Origin of the sequence: Stenotrophomonas nematodicola (assembly GCF_009467805.1) — a bacterium.
Lineage (GTDB): Bacteria > Pseudomonadota > Gammaproteobacteria > Xanthomonadales > Xanthomonadaceae > Stenotrophomonas > Stenotrophomonas nematodicola.
On the sequence record NZ_WIAY01000001.1, the window covers coordinates 1,077,338 to 1,091,932 of the forward strand.

Here is a 14,595-nt window from a genome sequence, read left to right on the forward strand (position 1 = left end):
TCATGAACTTTCCCAACGACCATATCGTCAAGAGCTACGACGAAGAGCAGCAGCGGCTGGTGGCCGAGATCGTGCGCATGGGCGAGATGGCCGTGGCGCAGCTCGATGCGTCGATGGACGTCATCGAGAAACGCGACGAGAACGCGGCACAGCGCATCATCGCCAACGACGAAGCCATCGACAGCCTGGAACAGCAGATCAGCCACGATGTGATGCGTCTGGCGCTGCGCGGCCCGATGGCGCGCGACCTCCGCGAGATCCTGGCCGGCCTGCGCATCCCGGCCGACATCGAACGCATCGGCGATTATGCCGCCAACGTCGCCAAGCGCTCGATCGCCCTGAGCAAGGTCCCGCCGCTGCCGCAGATCCAGGGCCTGCGCTCGCTGGGCCGGCTGGCCGCACAGCAGGTCCGCCGTGCCATCGAGGCCTACCGCGACAACGATGCCGCCGCCGCCCTCGCCCTGCGTGATGACGATGCGCGCCTGGATGCACAGTACACCGCGCTGTTCCGCGAGCTGCTCACCTACATGATGGAAGACCCGCGCAACATCACCCCCTGCACGCACCTGCTGTTCATGGCCAAGAACCTGGAGCGCGTGGGCGACCATGCCACCAACATCGCCGAGAACGTCTGGTTCCTGGTGCACGGCGAGCAGGCCCTGCCGCCGCGCGAGAAGCGCGACGAAACCAGCAGCACCGACCACGTCTGAGGCATCCTGCCAATGCAGGGAGCAGACGCCGCGGCCCTCGGGTCGCGGCTTTTTTTTTGAATCCGCGAGATGCGCCCCATCGAGTGCCGGGGCGCACGCGGGGGATGGACGGCCGGGGGCCGCTGGGCCGCGCGGGGCCCGCGCGGAGCGACCGCCGTGTACGCAGGGTCCTGTTGCATTGCCACGATGGGAATCTCCCACACTTCACGAAATGTTGAATGCTGTGTGAGGATTCGTTGAGCGAGGACCGGCCATCATGGCCGCACCTGCTGCCCCACCAGCAGCCATTCCGGGCACTGGCCCATACCCAAGGAGCACCATCGATGAGCACATCCACCCGTTCGCTGTCCCTGCTGGCGGCCACCGCCCTGGCCGCCGGCCTGGGCGCCACCACGTCGGCCTCTGCATTGAGCATGACCGACCTGGCGCAGGGCTACCTGGTTGCCGGCCAAGCCGCCGCCAAGACCGCCGAAGGCAAGTGTGGCGAAGGCAAGTGCGGGGCGCATGGTGCCAAGGGTGGGGAGAAGGCCGGCGCCGCAGCGGCCGGCAAGACCGCCGAGGGCAAGTGTGGGGAAGGCAAGTGTGGCGCCGACAAGGGCAAGGCCAAATCCAAGGCGGACGACGCCAAGGCTCCGACCGCGGCCGGCAAGACCGCCGAAGGCAAGTGCGGCGAAGGCAAGTGCGGTGCCAAGCACTGACGCCCCGGCCACCGCGCTGCCCCGGTCGCCGCTGCCTGCGGCGGCGACCGGACTGGGGCTGCGCCGTGCGCTGCTGCAGGACCTGCGCGAGGCACCCGAGGGCGATGTCGATTTCCTCGAGTGCGCGCCGGAGAACTGGATCGGCGTGGGCGGCCTGGCCGGCGAACAGCTGGCCGAGCTGGCGCGGCGCCATCCGCTGAGCTGCCACGGCCTGTCGCTGTCGCTGGGCGGCACCGCGCCGCTGGACACGTCACTGCTGGAGCAGGTGGGTCGCTTCCTGGACCAGCATCGGGTGCCGCTGTACAGCGAACACCTGAGCTACTGCAGCGACGAGGGCCATCTGTACGACCTGCTGCCGATTCCCTTCACCGACGAGGCCGTGCGCCATACCGCCGCCCGCATCGCCCGCGTGCAGGATCTGCTGGGACGGCGCATCGCGGTGGAGAACGTGTCCTACTACCTGGCGCCGGAACCGGCAATGGATGAGCTGGCCTTCACCAACGCCGTGCTGGCCGAGGCCGACTGCGACCTGCTGCTGGACGTCAACAACGTCTACGTCAACGCCTTCAACCACGGTTACGACGCGGACGCCTTCATCGCCGGGCTGCCCGCGCATCGCATCGCCTGCCTGCACGTGGCGGGCCACCTCGACGACGCCGACGACCTCAAGATCGATACCCACGGCAGCGCGGTGATCGATCCGGTATGGGACCTGCTCGGCCGCACCTATGCACGCATTGGCCCGCGCCCCACCCTGCTCGAACGCGATTTCAACTTCCCCCCCTATCCGGAGCTGCGCGACGAACTGCGCATCATCCGAGGCCTGATGGCCGCGCACGGAGCGGTGTCCAATGGCTGACACATTCCCTCGCCTGCACGCACAGCAACGCGCGTTCACCGCGCATCTGCGCGATCCGGAGCGTGTCGCCGCGCCGACCGGCCTGGACCCGCGCCGGATGGGCATCTACCGGCGGCTGGTGTTCAACAACGTGCTGGGGCTGCTCGGCAACGGCTTCCCGGTGTGCGCGCGGCTGCTCGGCGAGGCGGCCTGGGCAGCGCTGGTACGCCGCTTTCTTGCCGATCATCGCGCGCAGACGCCGCTGTTCACCGAGCTGGCCGCCGAATTCGTGCAATGGCTGCAGGAACGCCCGGTACTGCCGCATCCGGCACTGGCCGAACTGGCGCACTACGAATGGGTGGAGACCGCGCTCTATCAGCTCGACGCCTGTCCGCTGCCGATTGCCACGGGCATCGACCCGCAGGTTGTGCCGCTGCAGCGCTCGCCCTTGGCGTGGCCCCTGCTCTACCACTGGCCGGTCCATCGGCTCGGCAGCGCCGACGCGCCGGCCGAGCCCCCCACCGAACCGACCGGACTGCTGGTTCGGCGCGACGCGGACGGCCAGGTGCGCTTCGCGACGATCAGCCCACTGGCCGCCCACCTGCTCGAGCGCATCGGCCAGTCGCCCGGCCAGACCGGCGCTGAGCACCTGCAGGCGTTGGCGCAGGCCCACGGCCTGCCCCCCGATGTCCTGCTGACCGAGGGAACCGCGCTGCTGCAGCAGTTCCTGCGCCACGCCGTGATCGCCCCGTCCCCTCCGCCTGCCTGACCCCTTTTCCAGGAGTTCCCCTTTGATGAAGACACTGCACCGGGTCGCCCTGCGCGACCGGCTGGATCGGCTTGCGCCGTGGATCGCCCCGCTGGGCCTGCGTCTGCTGCTGGCCTGGGAGTACCTGGAGTCCGGCCGCGAAAAGCTGCACGGACAGAACTGGTTCGGCGACCTGCAACAGGCCTTCCCGTTTCCGTTCGACCAGCTCCCGGCCAGCCTCAACTGGCACCTGGCCACCGGATTGGAGTTGGTCGGCGCGCTCTGCCTGCTGCTGGGGCTGGGTACCCGGCTGGCCGCCGGCAGCCTGCTTGTCCTGACCGTGGTGGCGACCTGGGCGGTGCACTGGCCGATGCACTGGGACGGACTGGCCGAGCTGTGGCAGGGCTATGCCATCACCGACCAGGGGTTTGGCAACTTCAAGCTGCCGCTGCTGTTCATGGCCATGCTGCTGCCCCTGGCGCTGCAGGGCGCCGGCCCGCTGAGCGTGGACCACCTGCTGCGCCGGCAGCCGGGGCGCCGTCCCGCAGACGCCTGAGTGGCGGGGGCATACAGGCCCCCTCTGCTAGAATCCACGGATGAACGATGCCGCCTTGCCCCCTGCCGCCGCCGAAACGACTGCCCCCGCGGCGAACCTGGCAATGGCCCAACGCTTCCGTGGTTTCCTGCCTGTCGTGATCGACGTGGAAACCGGCGGCTTCGACTGCAACCGCAACGCACTGCTGGAAATCGCCGCGGTGCCGATCGAAATGGACGAGAACGGCCTGCTCTATCCCGGCCCGACCGCCAGCGCCCACGTGATTCCGGCCGACGGGTTGGAGATCGACCCGAAATCGCTGGAAGTGACCGGCATCATCCTCGACCACCCGTTCCGGCTGGCCAAGTCTGAAAAGGACGCGCTCGACCACATCTTCGCGCCGGTCCGCGCCGCCGTGAAAAAGTACGGCTGCCAGCGCGCGATCCTGGTCGGCCACAACGCGCATTTCGACCTGGGCTTCGTCAATGCCGCGGTCAACCGCACCGGCCACAAGCGCAATCCGTTCCACCCCTTCAGCGTGTTCGACACGGTGACTCTGGCCGGCGTCGCCTACGGCCAGACCGTGCTGGCGCGCGCGGCCAACGCCGCCGGGCTCGGCTGGGACGCCGACGAAGCGCACAGCGCGGTGTACGACACCGAGCAGACCGCCAAGCTGTTCTGCACGATCGCCAACGCCTGGCCACGTCCCTGACGCACCCGCGCGGGGCGGCCGAACCCTGCTCCGCCCCGGCCTGATCGTCACCCGATGGCGGTGCGGTCGCGGCCTTCGCTCTTGGCGCGGTACAGCGCGCGGTCCGCGCGCTGATACAGCAGCATCGGGGTACGGTCGGCCGCATCCAGTTCGACCAGTCCGGCGCTGAAGGTCACCTTCAGACCCGCCACACCGGCCCAGTCGGGGTGGTCGTGGAACAGGCCACGCAGACGTGCGCAGACCTGCGCCGCTTCGTCCAGGCGGGTGTCATTGAGCAGCAGGGCGAACTCCTCACCACCGGTGCGTGCCGGCATGTCCGAATCGCGGCATGCCGAGGCGATCAGGCGCGCCACTTCCACCAGCACCACGTCGCCGACGCTATGGCTGTGCCGGTCGTTGACCTCCTTGAAGTGGTCGATGTCCAGCACCACCAGGCACATCGGGTGACGGCTGCGCTGCGACCGGGCGAAATCGCGGGCCAACGCTTCGTCGAATGCACGCCGGTTGGCCAAGCCGGTCAGCGCGTCTTCGCGCGCCTGGCGTTCAAAGGCTTCGGCCTGCACGGCCAGACGTTCGGCCAGCGCGGTCTTTTCCTCGTTCAAGGCCTGCAGGTGCATGGTCTGCGCCTGCAGGTCGCGCGTGGCCTCATTCACCCTCCGCGCCAGGCGGATGTTGCTGGCCTTGTAGCGATTGATCAGATAGCGGTACAGCGCCACCAGGCCGGCCAACAGCAGCAGCGAAGCGATCACCTGCACGCTGCGCCGCTGCCACAGGAACGGCTCGACCGTGAACGCCCAGACCGCCTCGCTGTCGCTCCATGCGCCGCCGGGGTGGGCGGCCGACACATGCAGCGTGTAGTCGCCCGGCGGCAGACCGATGAATTCGACGCTGCGCTGCTGCCCGCGCTCGATCCAGCCGCTGTCCAGGCCCTCCAGGCGGGTGCGATAGCGGATCCGTTCGGACAGCAGATAGCTCAGCCCCACATAGCTCACGCTCAGGCGCTTGCCGCCGGGAATGCGGTTGTAGTCGTTGCCCTGCCAGTGCAGGGGCGTGCCATCCACCTGCACGTTCTCGATCACCGCCGGCGGCGCCAGGCGCTCGCGGAAGCGCTGCAGCCGCAGCGGATCGACCGTGCTGAGGCCACCGGCAGTGACCACCCAGAACGTCCCGTCCTGGCGCAGGATCGCCGACGGGCCGGAACTGCCATTGGCCTGCGAATTGGCCATGCCGTCGATTTCGTTGTAGTGCTCCACGTCGATGTGCGGCGCGCGTCCGTCGGCCACATCGTTGAGCATCGCCATGTCGGTGCGCAGGACGCCGCGGTTGCTGCTGATCCACACATTGCCGACGCGGTCGGGCACCAGCTGGAACACCGTATCCACGGGCATGCCCTGCTCCAGCCCGACCCGCGCCAACCGGTCGTTCTGCCAGCGGTACAGCCCACGGTCGGTGCTTACCCACATCGCATCGCCGATCTGCTGGAAGCCGAACACGCTGCGGCCGCCGCCCATGCGCTCCAGGTCGATGGCCTGCACGCGGTTGCCGCGCAGCACGCGGATGCCTTCGATCGTGCCGATCCACAGATTGCCCTCGGCGTCGTGGGCCAAGGCGGTGATCAGCCCGGACGGCATGCCGGGCACGGTCGGCACGGCCACGCCACGCGCATCAATGCGCACCACGCCCTTCTGCGTGCCGGCCCAGACCCCGCCGTCACGGTCCACGCTCATCGCACGGATGTTGCCCCCCGGCAGCCCATCGGCGGTGCCGTAGGTGCGCAGCACCCGGCCCTGTGCGTCCACCCGGAACACCCCGTCGCCGAAGGTGCCCACCCACAGATCACCTGCACGGTCCTGGGCCAGGCTCAACACCGATGGCGGCTTGCCGCCCTGATTGCGCAGCGCGATCGCATGGAAGCGGCCATCGCCGTCCATCCGGTCCAGGCCGCTGGCACTGCCGATCCACATCTGGCGTTGCCGGTCCTCATACACGGTGCGCACGTAGTCGCCACTGAGTCCATCGCGTTCGGTGTAGCTGCTGAACAGCGTTTCGCGCAGGCGGTACAGACCGCCGTTGGCGCCGACCCAGATGCTGCCCTCCGCATCCTCCCGCAGGCTGACCACACGTCCACCCGGCAGCGAAAGACCGGCCGGCAGCCGCTCCAGCCCATGCCGCGAGAGCCGCAGCAGGCCCTGGTTCTCGGTGCCCAGCCACAGGTCGCCGTGGCGGTCCTGCAGCATCGCGGTCATGTGCATCTGGCCAGGCAGGCGGTGCTGCAGCTCGGGCACGCCGTCCTGCATGCGGTAGATCCGCTCGCCGGCCACGATCCACATCACCCCGTCGGGCGCCCGGTACGGCCACACCAGGCCACGCCCCAGCCCGAAGCTCTCCGGCGCGCGGCGCAGGACGCCGTCGTTGTCGCGCACCACCAGGCCATCCAGGGTTCCCACCCACACGCGGTCCTGGGCGTCCACCACCATTTTGGTGAAACTCATCGCCATCGGCACGTCGGCCGCCGGCGGTGTGTATGCGATGCGGCCGTCCGGGTCGAGGCTGCCGATGCCCTTGCCTTCGTACAGCAGCCACAGGCGCCGATGGCTGTCCATCTGCATCGCCTGGATCAGCACCTGCGGCGTCCCCGGCTGGTGTTCCCATACCCGCCACTGGCCATCGCTGCCGCGGCGGGTGACGTTGCCGCGCGAGTCGCTGATCCACAGGTTGCCGGCGTGGTCGACATACAGGGCGCCCACGCCATTGTCGCGCAGGCCCGGCCGCGTGCTGCGGTCGAACACGGTGAAGTCCAGCCCGTTGTAGCGCACCAGACCCTCCCAGGTGGCGAACCAGAGGTGGCCTTCGGGCGTCTGCGCGATGTCGCGCAGCGAGTTGTGCGGCAGGCCGTTGCGCGAGGTCCACACGTCGATCGCGTAGTCGCGCAGCGGCGGTGGCCCATCCTGCGCCGACAGCGACGGAATGGCCGCCAGCCACAGCAGCAGGCACAGCCCTGCGGCCTGCAGCCACGGCAGGACGCGTCCTCGGGATTGGACCGGCCGCCGCCGGTTGACGCCCCCCCGTTCCCTCATCCGTGCAGGCCTGCCCGCATGGCGTTGGGAAGGGAAGCCCCGGCCCGCAGGCCGGTTGATTCGTGCGCTCTCATGGGGGAGAAGCTGGCAAAGAGGTGCCCATAGTAGGCAAATCCGCGCCCGAACGGTCGTGAAGATCTATCCAGTGCGGCTTCCGGGTGCAACCCGCCAGGTGGCCGGCCAACGCACCACGGCCTCCAATCCCCCCTGCGGATGATTGCGCAGGTGCAACGTGGCACCGTCCTTCTCGGCCAGCGCGCGGGCGATGGTCAGGCCCAGCCCGGCGCCGCCCGTATCGCGCGAGCGCGAGGTCTCCAGCCGCACGAACGGATCGAACACGGCCTCCAGTTCGTCCTCGGCCAGGCCCGGTCCGCTGTCGCGGATGCGGACCACCACGTCATGCTCGGTCTGCTCCACACTCACCCGTGCCGACTGCCCGTACATCACCGCGTTGTCCACCAGGTTGGAGAACAACCGGTGCATGGCCAGCGGGCGCAGCATCATCACCGCGCCACTGGCCTGGTCGAAGCGCACGTCGGCGCCGGCTTCGGCGGCGTCCTCCACGATGCTCTCCAGCAGCGAATCCAGCACCAGGGCAGCGCGCTGTTCGGCGCTTTCGGCACTGCGGGCCAGCTCCAGACCCTCGCGGATCAGCGCCTGCATCGCGCCCAGGTCGCCGATCAGGCGCTCACGCAGCGCCTCGTCGGTCACGTTCTCCAGCCGCAGCCGCAGCCGGGTCACCGGCGTCTGCAGATCGTGGGTGATCGCGGCCAGCATCTGCGTGCGCTCGCCCAGGTGCCGCTGCAGGCGCTGCTGCATGGCGTTGAAGGCTTCGGCAGCGCGTCTGACTTCCAATGGCCCGGTCACGGGCATCGGCGCGCCCTGCAGGTCGTCGCCCAGCGCCGCGGCGGCAGCGGCGAGGCGCTGCAGCGGCGCGCTGGCCATGCGCGCCACGATGTAGGCCAGGATCGCGATGGCGATCACCAGCAGGGTCAGGAACAGCGGGTCCACCGCCAGGATGCCGTTGTGCGCCACGGCCGGGGAATCCAGGGCAAGCCGCAGCGGCGTGCCGTCGCTGAGTACCACCGAAACGGCGCGGCATTTGGGCGGGATGAACGCCGGATCGCGCTCGCGCGGGCGCTTGGGCGCGCCCATCTTGTGCGGCGGCGGCGGCAACAGCTCCGGCAGCCGCGGCAGGCAGGAGCGGAACGAGGTGAAATGGACCTGGGCGTGCGCCACCGGGCCGGGCCGGTCATCCAGCACGGCCATCATCGCGGTGTCCCTGCGGCCCTGGCGCGCGCCGTCGGGCAGCTCGCGCACGCTGGGGCCGCCCACGGCCAGCAGGCGCTCGCGCAGCTCGGGGTTGCCGTCCAGCAGGTTGACGTAGCCCTGCAGCCGGTCGGCGATGCGGTTGAGGTTCTGCCGTTCAAATTCCTGCTGGCGCTTGGCGCTGGCCAGCACGGTGGCGCCGATCGCGGCCACCGCCATGCCCAGCAGCAGAATCAGGAACAGGCGCCCCACCATCGAAGCGAAGAAGCGCCGCAGGCGTTTCATTCCAGCCCCACCGCCGTGGCCAGTACGTAACCTTCGTTGCGCACGGTCTTGATCAGCCCGTCGCTGCCGCCGTCATCGCCCAGCTTGTTGCGCAGGCGGCTGACCTGCAGGTCGATCGCGCGATCCTGCGACTCGTAGCTGCGGCCACTGCTCAGCGCCACCAGCTGCTCGCGCGACAGTACCTTGTTGGCATGTCCGACAAACACCCGCAGCAGGCGGAACTCGGCACCGGACAGCACCACCACCCGGCCATCGGGGTCGACCAGGTGCCGGTGTTCAAGATCGAATATCCAGTGCGAGAACCGCGCGCGGCGGATCGCCAGCGGCTCCAGATTGGCCGGCAGCGCCTCGGTCCGGCGCAGCACGTTGCGGATGCGCGCCAGCAGTTCGCGCGGCTCGAAGGGCTTGGCCAGGTAGTCGTCGGCGCCCATTTCCAGGCCCAGCACGCGGTCGATCGGCTCGCTGCGCGCGGTGAGCATGATCACCGGCGTGCTTGACCGCGCACGCAGGTCACGGCACAGGGTCAGCCCGTCTTCGCGCGGCAGGTTGAGGTCGAGCACGATCAGGTCGACGTGTTCGCGTTCAAGCACCTGACGCATGCCGGTGCCATCGCTGGCGGTGCTGATCTGGTAACCGGCGCGTCCCAGCTGTTCGGCAAGCAGTTGGCGGATATCGTGGTCGTCGTCGACGATCAACAGGCGATGCATGGTGGTGGTGGTCTCCATGCGGTCATGATCCCCTGTCCGGAGATGAACCGCATCAATGGGAATGCGTACGCGTGTGTCAGGACACGACGACGATACACAACGAAACGCGGGACAGCGCGTCTGGTTACCCTTTGATACACGGCGAGCGTTGAGCCCTCCGGCGTGGGTCTTCACAATGCTGACAACGCCGACGCAACGGCCTGCCGAGTAGACGATCATCGTGAAGCCCCGCCTGCCCCACACCCGCCGCGGCCGCATCCTGCTGCTGATCGCCTTCGTCGTCGTGATTGCCGCGATTGTGGCATGGTTCGCCCGCAAGCCTGCCGCCCCGGCCCTGGCGACCACGCCGGTCAGCCGTGGCGACATCGAGCAGACGGTGGAGGCCACCGGTGTGGTCGATGCCTACAAGCTGGTGAGTGTGGGTGCGCAGGCCTCCGGCCAGATCAAGTCGCTGAAGGTGCAGCTGGGCGATACCGTCAAGGAAGGCCAGCTGATCGCCGAGATCGACGCCACCACGCAGCAGAATCAGGTGCTCAACGCCGAAGCCGCACTGGACAACATCCGCGCCCAGCGCGCGGTGCAGCAGGCCAGCCTGCGTGAGGCCGAACTGGAGTTCGCCCGTCAGCAGCAGATGCTCGCGGCCGAAGCCACCTCGCGTGCCGAGTACGACGCGGCCGACGCCAGGCTGAAGACCGCACGCGCGCAGATCCAGTCCTACGACGCGCAGATCAAGGGTCGCGAGACCGAACTGGGCACCGCCCGTGCCAACCTGGCCTACACCCGCATCACCGCGCCGATGGACGGCACCGTGGTGGCGGTGGTGGCCGAGGAAGGCCGTACCGTCAATGCCAACCAGACCGCGCCCACCATCGTGATGCTCGCGCGCCTGGATCTGGTCACGGTCAACGCCGAAATCTCCGAGGCGGACGTGGTCAAAATCAAGGCCGGCATGCCGGTGTACTTCACCACGCTGGGCGAGCCGGACCGCAAGTACCACGCCACGCTGCGCCAGATCAATCCGGCGCCGTCCTCCATCGCCAGCGACAATGCATCAAGCTCCAGTTCCTCCAGCTCCAGCTCGAGTACGGCGGTGTACTACAACGCCCTGTTCGACGTGGAGAACCCCGACGGCACGCTGCGCATCGACATGACCGCGCAGGTATCGGTGATGCTCAAGCAGGCCAAGGGCGTCCTCATGATCCCGGCGGTGGCGCTCGGCCCGAAGACCCGCGATGGCCAGTACGTGGTCCGCATCGCCGACGCCGACGGCATGCCGGCGCCACGCAAGGTGCGGATCGGCATCAACAACGGCGCCAACGCCGAAGTGCTGTCCGGCCTGACCGAGGGCGAAAAGGTCATTGTCGGCGAGGGTGGCGCGGCCGCAGGGGGCAGCAGCGGCGGCCGTGGTGGCCCGCAGATCCGGATGGGTGGGCCGGGCATGGGCGGGCCGCGCCGATGAGCGGTGCCCCGACCGGCGCGCAGCCCACGCGCGCCCCGCTGCTGCGACTGCGCGACCTTCGCCGCGAGTTTCCCGCCGGCGAAGACACCATCGCCGTGCTGCGCGACGTCAACCTGGACATCGATGCGGGCGAGATGGTCGCCATCGTCGGCCAGTCCGGGTCGGGCAAGTCCACGCTGATGAACATCCTCGGCTGCCTGGACCGGCCGACCCGCGGCAGCTACCAGGTGGCGGGCCGCGAAACCGGCAGCATGCTGCCGGACGAGCTGGCCGAGCTGCGCCGCGAGCATTTCGGCTTCATCTTCCAGCGCTACCACCTGCTGGGCGACCTCGATGCGCGCGGCAATGTCGCCGTGCCGGCCGTCTATGCCGGCAGCCCGGGGCCGGTGCGCACCGCGCGCGCCGAGCAGCTTCTGCAGCGCCTCGGTCTCGGCGACCGCATGCACCACAAGCCCGGCCAGCTGTCCGGCGGCCAGCAGCAGCGCGTGTCGATCGCGCGGGCGCTGATGAACGGCGGCGAGGTGATCCTGGCCGACGAACCGACCGGCGCGCTCGATACGCGCTCCGGCGAGGAGGTGATGGCGATCCTCGGCGAGCTGCATGCCGAAGGCCACACCATCATCATCGTCACCCACGACATGTCGGTGGCCGAACACGCGCAGCGCATCATCGAGATCCGCGACGGCGAGATCATCGCCGACCGCGCCAATGCGAACGCCCCCCGTTACCGCGCGCAGCGCCAGCCCACCGTGGATGCCGGCCGCGGCCACAGCTGGCGCGCCGCGCGCGACCGCTTCACCGAAGCGTTCCGGATGGCGCTGCTGGCAATGAACGCGCACCGGTTGCGCACCTTCCTGACCATGCTTGGCATCATCATCGGCATCGCCTCGGTGGTGTCAGTGGTGGCGCTGGGCAACGGCTCGCAGCAGCAGATCCTGCGGAACATCAGCGCGCTGGGCACCAATACCATCGACGTCTATCCCGGTCGCGGCTTCGGCGACATGCGCTCGGCCCGGGTGCAGACGCTCAAGGCCAGCGACGCCGATGCGCTGGCGCGGCAGAGCTACGTGGACAGTGCCACGCCCAGTGTGTCTTCCTCGGTCACCGCCCGGTACCGCAACCAGTCGGCCACCGCCCAGGTCAGCGGCGTGGGTGAGCAGTTCTTCCGGGTCAAGGGCGTGACCCTGGTTGCCGGCAGCTTCTTCGACCGCGATGCGGTACGCGGCCTTGCCCAGGTGGCGGTGATCGACGAAAACACCCGCACCCAGTTCTTCCCCAACGGCGAGGACCCGATCGGCCAGGTGATCCTGCTCGGCAACGTGCCGGCGCGCGTGGTCGGCGTCGCACAGCGGCAGAGCTTCGGCTTCGGTGGCAGCACCAGCCTGAGCGTGTGGGTGCCCTACACCACGGTGATGTCACGCATGCTTGGCCAGAGCCACGTCTCCAGCATCACCGTCCGGGTGGACGACAGCACGCCGATGGATGCCGCCCAGGCAGCCATTTCCAAGCTGCTGGTGATGCGCCACGGCACCGAGGACTTCTTCCTCAGCAACAGCGCCGAAATCCGCCAGACCATCGAGCAGACCACGCGCACCATGACCCTTCTGATCAGTGCCATCGCGGCGATCGCGCTGCTGGTGGGCGGCATCGGGGTGATGAACATCATGCTGGTGTCGGTCACCGAGCGCACCCGTGAAATCGGTGTACGCATGGCAGTGGGCGCGCGCCAGAGCGACATCCGCCAGCAGTTCCTGATCGAAGCGGTGCTGGTCTGCCTGCTCGGCGGCCTGCTTGGCGTGGGGCTGTCGCTGGTGGTGGGCTGGCTGTTCGGCAAGTTCGCCCCCGACTTCCAGATGCTGTTCTCGACCGCGTCCATCGTGGCCGCCTTCGCCTGCTCCAGCCTGATCGGCGTGGCGTTCGGCTTCCTGCCGGCCCGCAGTGCGGCACAACTCGACCCCGTGGAGGCGCTGGCGCGCGAATGACCATGTTCCCGATTCTCCTGATGTCCCGGCGTCCGCTGGCCCTGGCCTGCCTGTCCGCACTGGCGCTGTCTGCCTGTGTCAGCACCAGCCAGTACCGGGTCGACCCGCCGGCGGTGCCGGCCAGCTACGGTCGCGGCGATGCGGCGCGCAACGCGCCGGTGCAGGCTGTCGCCGTGTCACCGGCCGAGGCGGGTGCCGACGTGCGCCGCGACGCCTGGTGGACCGGATTCGGCGATCCGCAGCTGGACGCGGTGATCGCCCGTGCCTTGGCCGCCAACACCGACCTGGCGTCTGCCGGGCTGGCCGTGCAGCGTGCGCGCCTGCAGGCCGGACTGGCCGACAACGCGATGTGGCCGCAACCCTCGGGCAGCGTCGGCAGCAGCGGCAACCGCGCGATCGACCAGTCTGCGGACTGGAACCGCAGCAGTTCGGCCAGTGTCGGGCTGCAGTGGGAGGTTGATCTGTGGGGACGGCTGCGCGCCCAGCGCGACATCGCCCAGTGGGAAGCACAGGCCAGCGCCGAGGACCTGCAGAACACGGCGCTGCTGGTGATCGGCGATGTCGCCACGCAGTACTGGACGCTGGCCTTTCTCAACCAGTCCATCAGCGCCGGTGAGGCCAATCTGGCGCGCCTGCAGCGCACGCTGCAACTGGTGCAGGCCCGCTTCGATGCCGGTGCGGTGTCGCGGTTGGAAGTGCGCCAGGCCAGCCAGAGCCTGGAGGCGCAGCGCGCCGCACAGAGCGCGCTGGAACAGCAGCGCGTGGCCACCCGCAACGCGTTGACCGTGCTGCTCGATGGCCAGCCGTTGGCCCTGGCCGACGAACCCCGCCAGCTGGAGCGTGCCACCAGCCCGGCCATCGCCGAAGGCCTGCCGGCCGATCTGCTCGGTCGCCGGCCTGACCTGCGCGCGGCCGAACTGCGCCTGCGAAACAGCCTGAAGACCATCAAGGTGACCGCCACCCGGTACTACCCGGCGCTGAGCCTGACCGGCAGCGTCGGTACCGGCGCCACCTCGCTGTCGGACGTGTTGAAGCATCCGGTGGCCACGCTCGGTGCCGGGCTGTCGCTGCCGTTCCTCAATGTGCGCCAGGCCGAGTTGGACACCCGATTGGCCGGTACCGATTACCAGATCGCCGCCAACGACTTCCGCCGCACGCTGTACACCGCACTGTCGGAAGTGGACAACGCCCTCTCGGCACGCACGCAGTTCGCCACGCAGGTCGCGGCGTCGCAGGCGTCGTATGACGAAGCGGTGGAAATCGAGCGGATGTACGAGGTGCGCTACCGGGTCGGTGCGACCGACCTGCGCACCTGGCTGGAAGCGCAGCAGACCCGGCGCGATGCGGAGCTGTCGCTGGCGTCGGTGAGGCAGCGGCAGTTGATCAACGATGTCACCTTGTTCAAGGCATTGGGCGGCAGCGCAGGCTGATGCCCGCCGCGCGTCCCCATGTAGCGCCGACCGTTGGGCGGCTGCCGCGCCGCGCGCGGCCGCGTCGAAACGGGCGGCGCGCAGGCGGATCGGATGTCACGACGCCGGAACGAAGGGCGGCCGACCAACGGTCGGCTCCACAGCC

The 14,595-nt window shown here is 69.1% G+C and carries 12 protein-coding genes; 9 read left to right on the forward strand and 3 right to left on the reverse strand.

The annotated features are described in order from the left end of the window. Positions 1-2: 2 nt before the first annotated feature. The 6 genes from phoU (at position 3) to rnt (ending at position 4,241) form a co-directional block, all read left to right on the forward strand. On the forward strand, positions 3-710 hold the full coding sequence (phoU, locus tag GDJ08_RS05100) for a phosphate signaling complex protein PhoU (protein WP_017356814.1): 708 nt from the start codon (positions 3-5) through the stop codon (positions 708-710). 323 nt (positions 711-1,033) lie between these two features. Then, complete coding sequence (locus tag GDJ08_RS05105; RefSeq protein ID WP_017356813.1) at positions 1,034-1,408, forward strand: HvfA family oxazolone/thioamide-modified RiPP metallophore; 375 nt, start codon at positions 1,034-1,036, stop codon at positions 1,406-1,408. Further along, positions 1,395-2,267, forward strand: a complete 873-nt coding sequence (locus tag GDJ08_RS05110) for an HvfB family MNIO-type RiPP peptide maturase (RefSeq protein WP_136004211.1) — start codon at positions 1,395-1,397, stop codon at positions 2,265-2,267. The genes GDJ08_RS05105 and GDJ08_RS05110 overlap by 14 nt, the downstream gene beginning before the upstream one ends. After that, positions 2,260-3,015 (forward strand): HvfC family RiPP maturation protein, encoded by a 756-nt coding sequence (locus tag GDJ08_RS05115; protein ID WP_153164405.1) that lies wholly within the window; start codon positions 2,260-2,262, stop codon positions 3,013-3,015. The genes GDJ08_RS05110 and GDJ08_RS05115 overlap by 8 nt, the downstream gene beginning before the upstream one ends. 25 nt (positions 3,016-3,040) lie before the next feature. Then, positions 3,041-3,550 carry an HvfX family Cu-binding RiPP maturation protein gene (locus GDJ08_RS05120; protein WP_153164406.1) on the forward strand — a complete coding sequence of 170 codons (510 nt, stop codon included), beginning with the start codon at positions 3,041-3,043 and terminating at the stop codon, positions 3,548-3,550. Positions 3,551-3,653: 103 nt separating this feature from the next. Then, on the forward strand, positions 3,654-4,241 hold the full coding sequence (gene rnt, locus GDJ08_RS05125) for a ribonuclease T (RefSeq protein WP_136004413.1): 588 nt from the start codon (positions 3,654-3,656) through the stop codon (positions 4,239-4,241). A gap of 47 nt (positions 4,242-4,288) precedes the next feature. On the opposite strand, the gene GDJ08_RS05130 is transcribed toward rnt, so the two are convergent. The 3 genes from GDJ08_RS05130 to GDJ08_RS05140 form a co-directional block, all read right to left on the reverse strand. Next, positions 4,289-7,318, reverse strand: a complete 3,030-nt coding sequence (locus tag GDJ08_RS05130) for a ligand-binding sensor domain-containing diguanylate cyclase (RefSeq protein WP_229296443.1) — start codon at positions 7,316-7,318, stop codon at positions 4,289-4,291. A gap of 138 nt (positions 7,319-7,456) precedes the next feature. Beyond that, positions 7,457-8,872 (reverse strand): ATP-binding protein, encoded by a 1,416-nt coding sequence (locus GDJ08_RS05135; RefSeq protein WP_136004215.1) that lies wholly within the window; start codon positions 8,870-8,872, stop codon positions 7,457-7,459. Beyond that, the gene (locus tag GDJ08_RS05140) at positions 8,869-9,597 is read right to left on the reverse strand and encodes a response regulator (protein WP_017356981.1); all 729 of its coding nucleotides are present in this window, start codon (positions 9,595-9,597) and stop codon (positions 8,869-8,871) included. Before GDJ08_RS05140 ends, GDJ08_RS05135 begins: the two co-directional genes overlap by 4 nt. A 202-nt stretch (positions 9,598-9,799) precedes the next feature. Here GDJ08_RS05140 and GDJ08_RS05145 point away from each other — a divergent pair, with 202 nt between their 5' ends. Genes GDJ08_RS05145 through GDJ08_RS05155 form a run of 3 tightly spaced genes read left to right on the forward strand, consistent with a single transcriptional unit; the run spans position 9,800 to position 14,450 of the window. Next, positions 9,800-11,038 carry an efflux RND transporter periplasmic adaptor subunit gene (locus GDJ08_RS05145; protein ID WP_153164407.1) on the forward strand — a complete coding sequence of 413 codons (1,239 nt, stop codon included), beginning with the start codon at positions 9,800-9,802 and terminating at the stop codon, positions 11,036-11,038. Then, entirely contained in the window at positions 11,035-13,020 is a 1,986-nt protein-coding gene (locus tag GDJ08_RS05150) for a MacB family efflux pump subunit (protein ID WP_153164408.1), read from the forward strand. The genes GDJ08_RS05145 and GDJ08_RS05150 overlap by 4 nt, the downstream gene beginning before the upstream one ends. After that, on the forward strand, positions 13,017-14,450 hold the full coding sequence (locus GDJ08_RS05155) for an efflux transporter outer membrane subunit (RefSeq protein ID WP_153164409.1): 1,434 nt from the start codon (positions 13,017-13,019) through the stop codon (positions 14,448-14,450). The genes GDJ08_RS05150 and GDJ08_RS05155 overlap by 4 nt, the downstream gene beginning before the upstream one ends. The last annotated feature ends 145 nt before the right edge of the window (positions 14,451-14,595 follow it).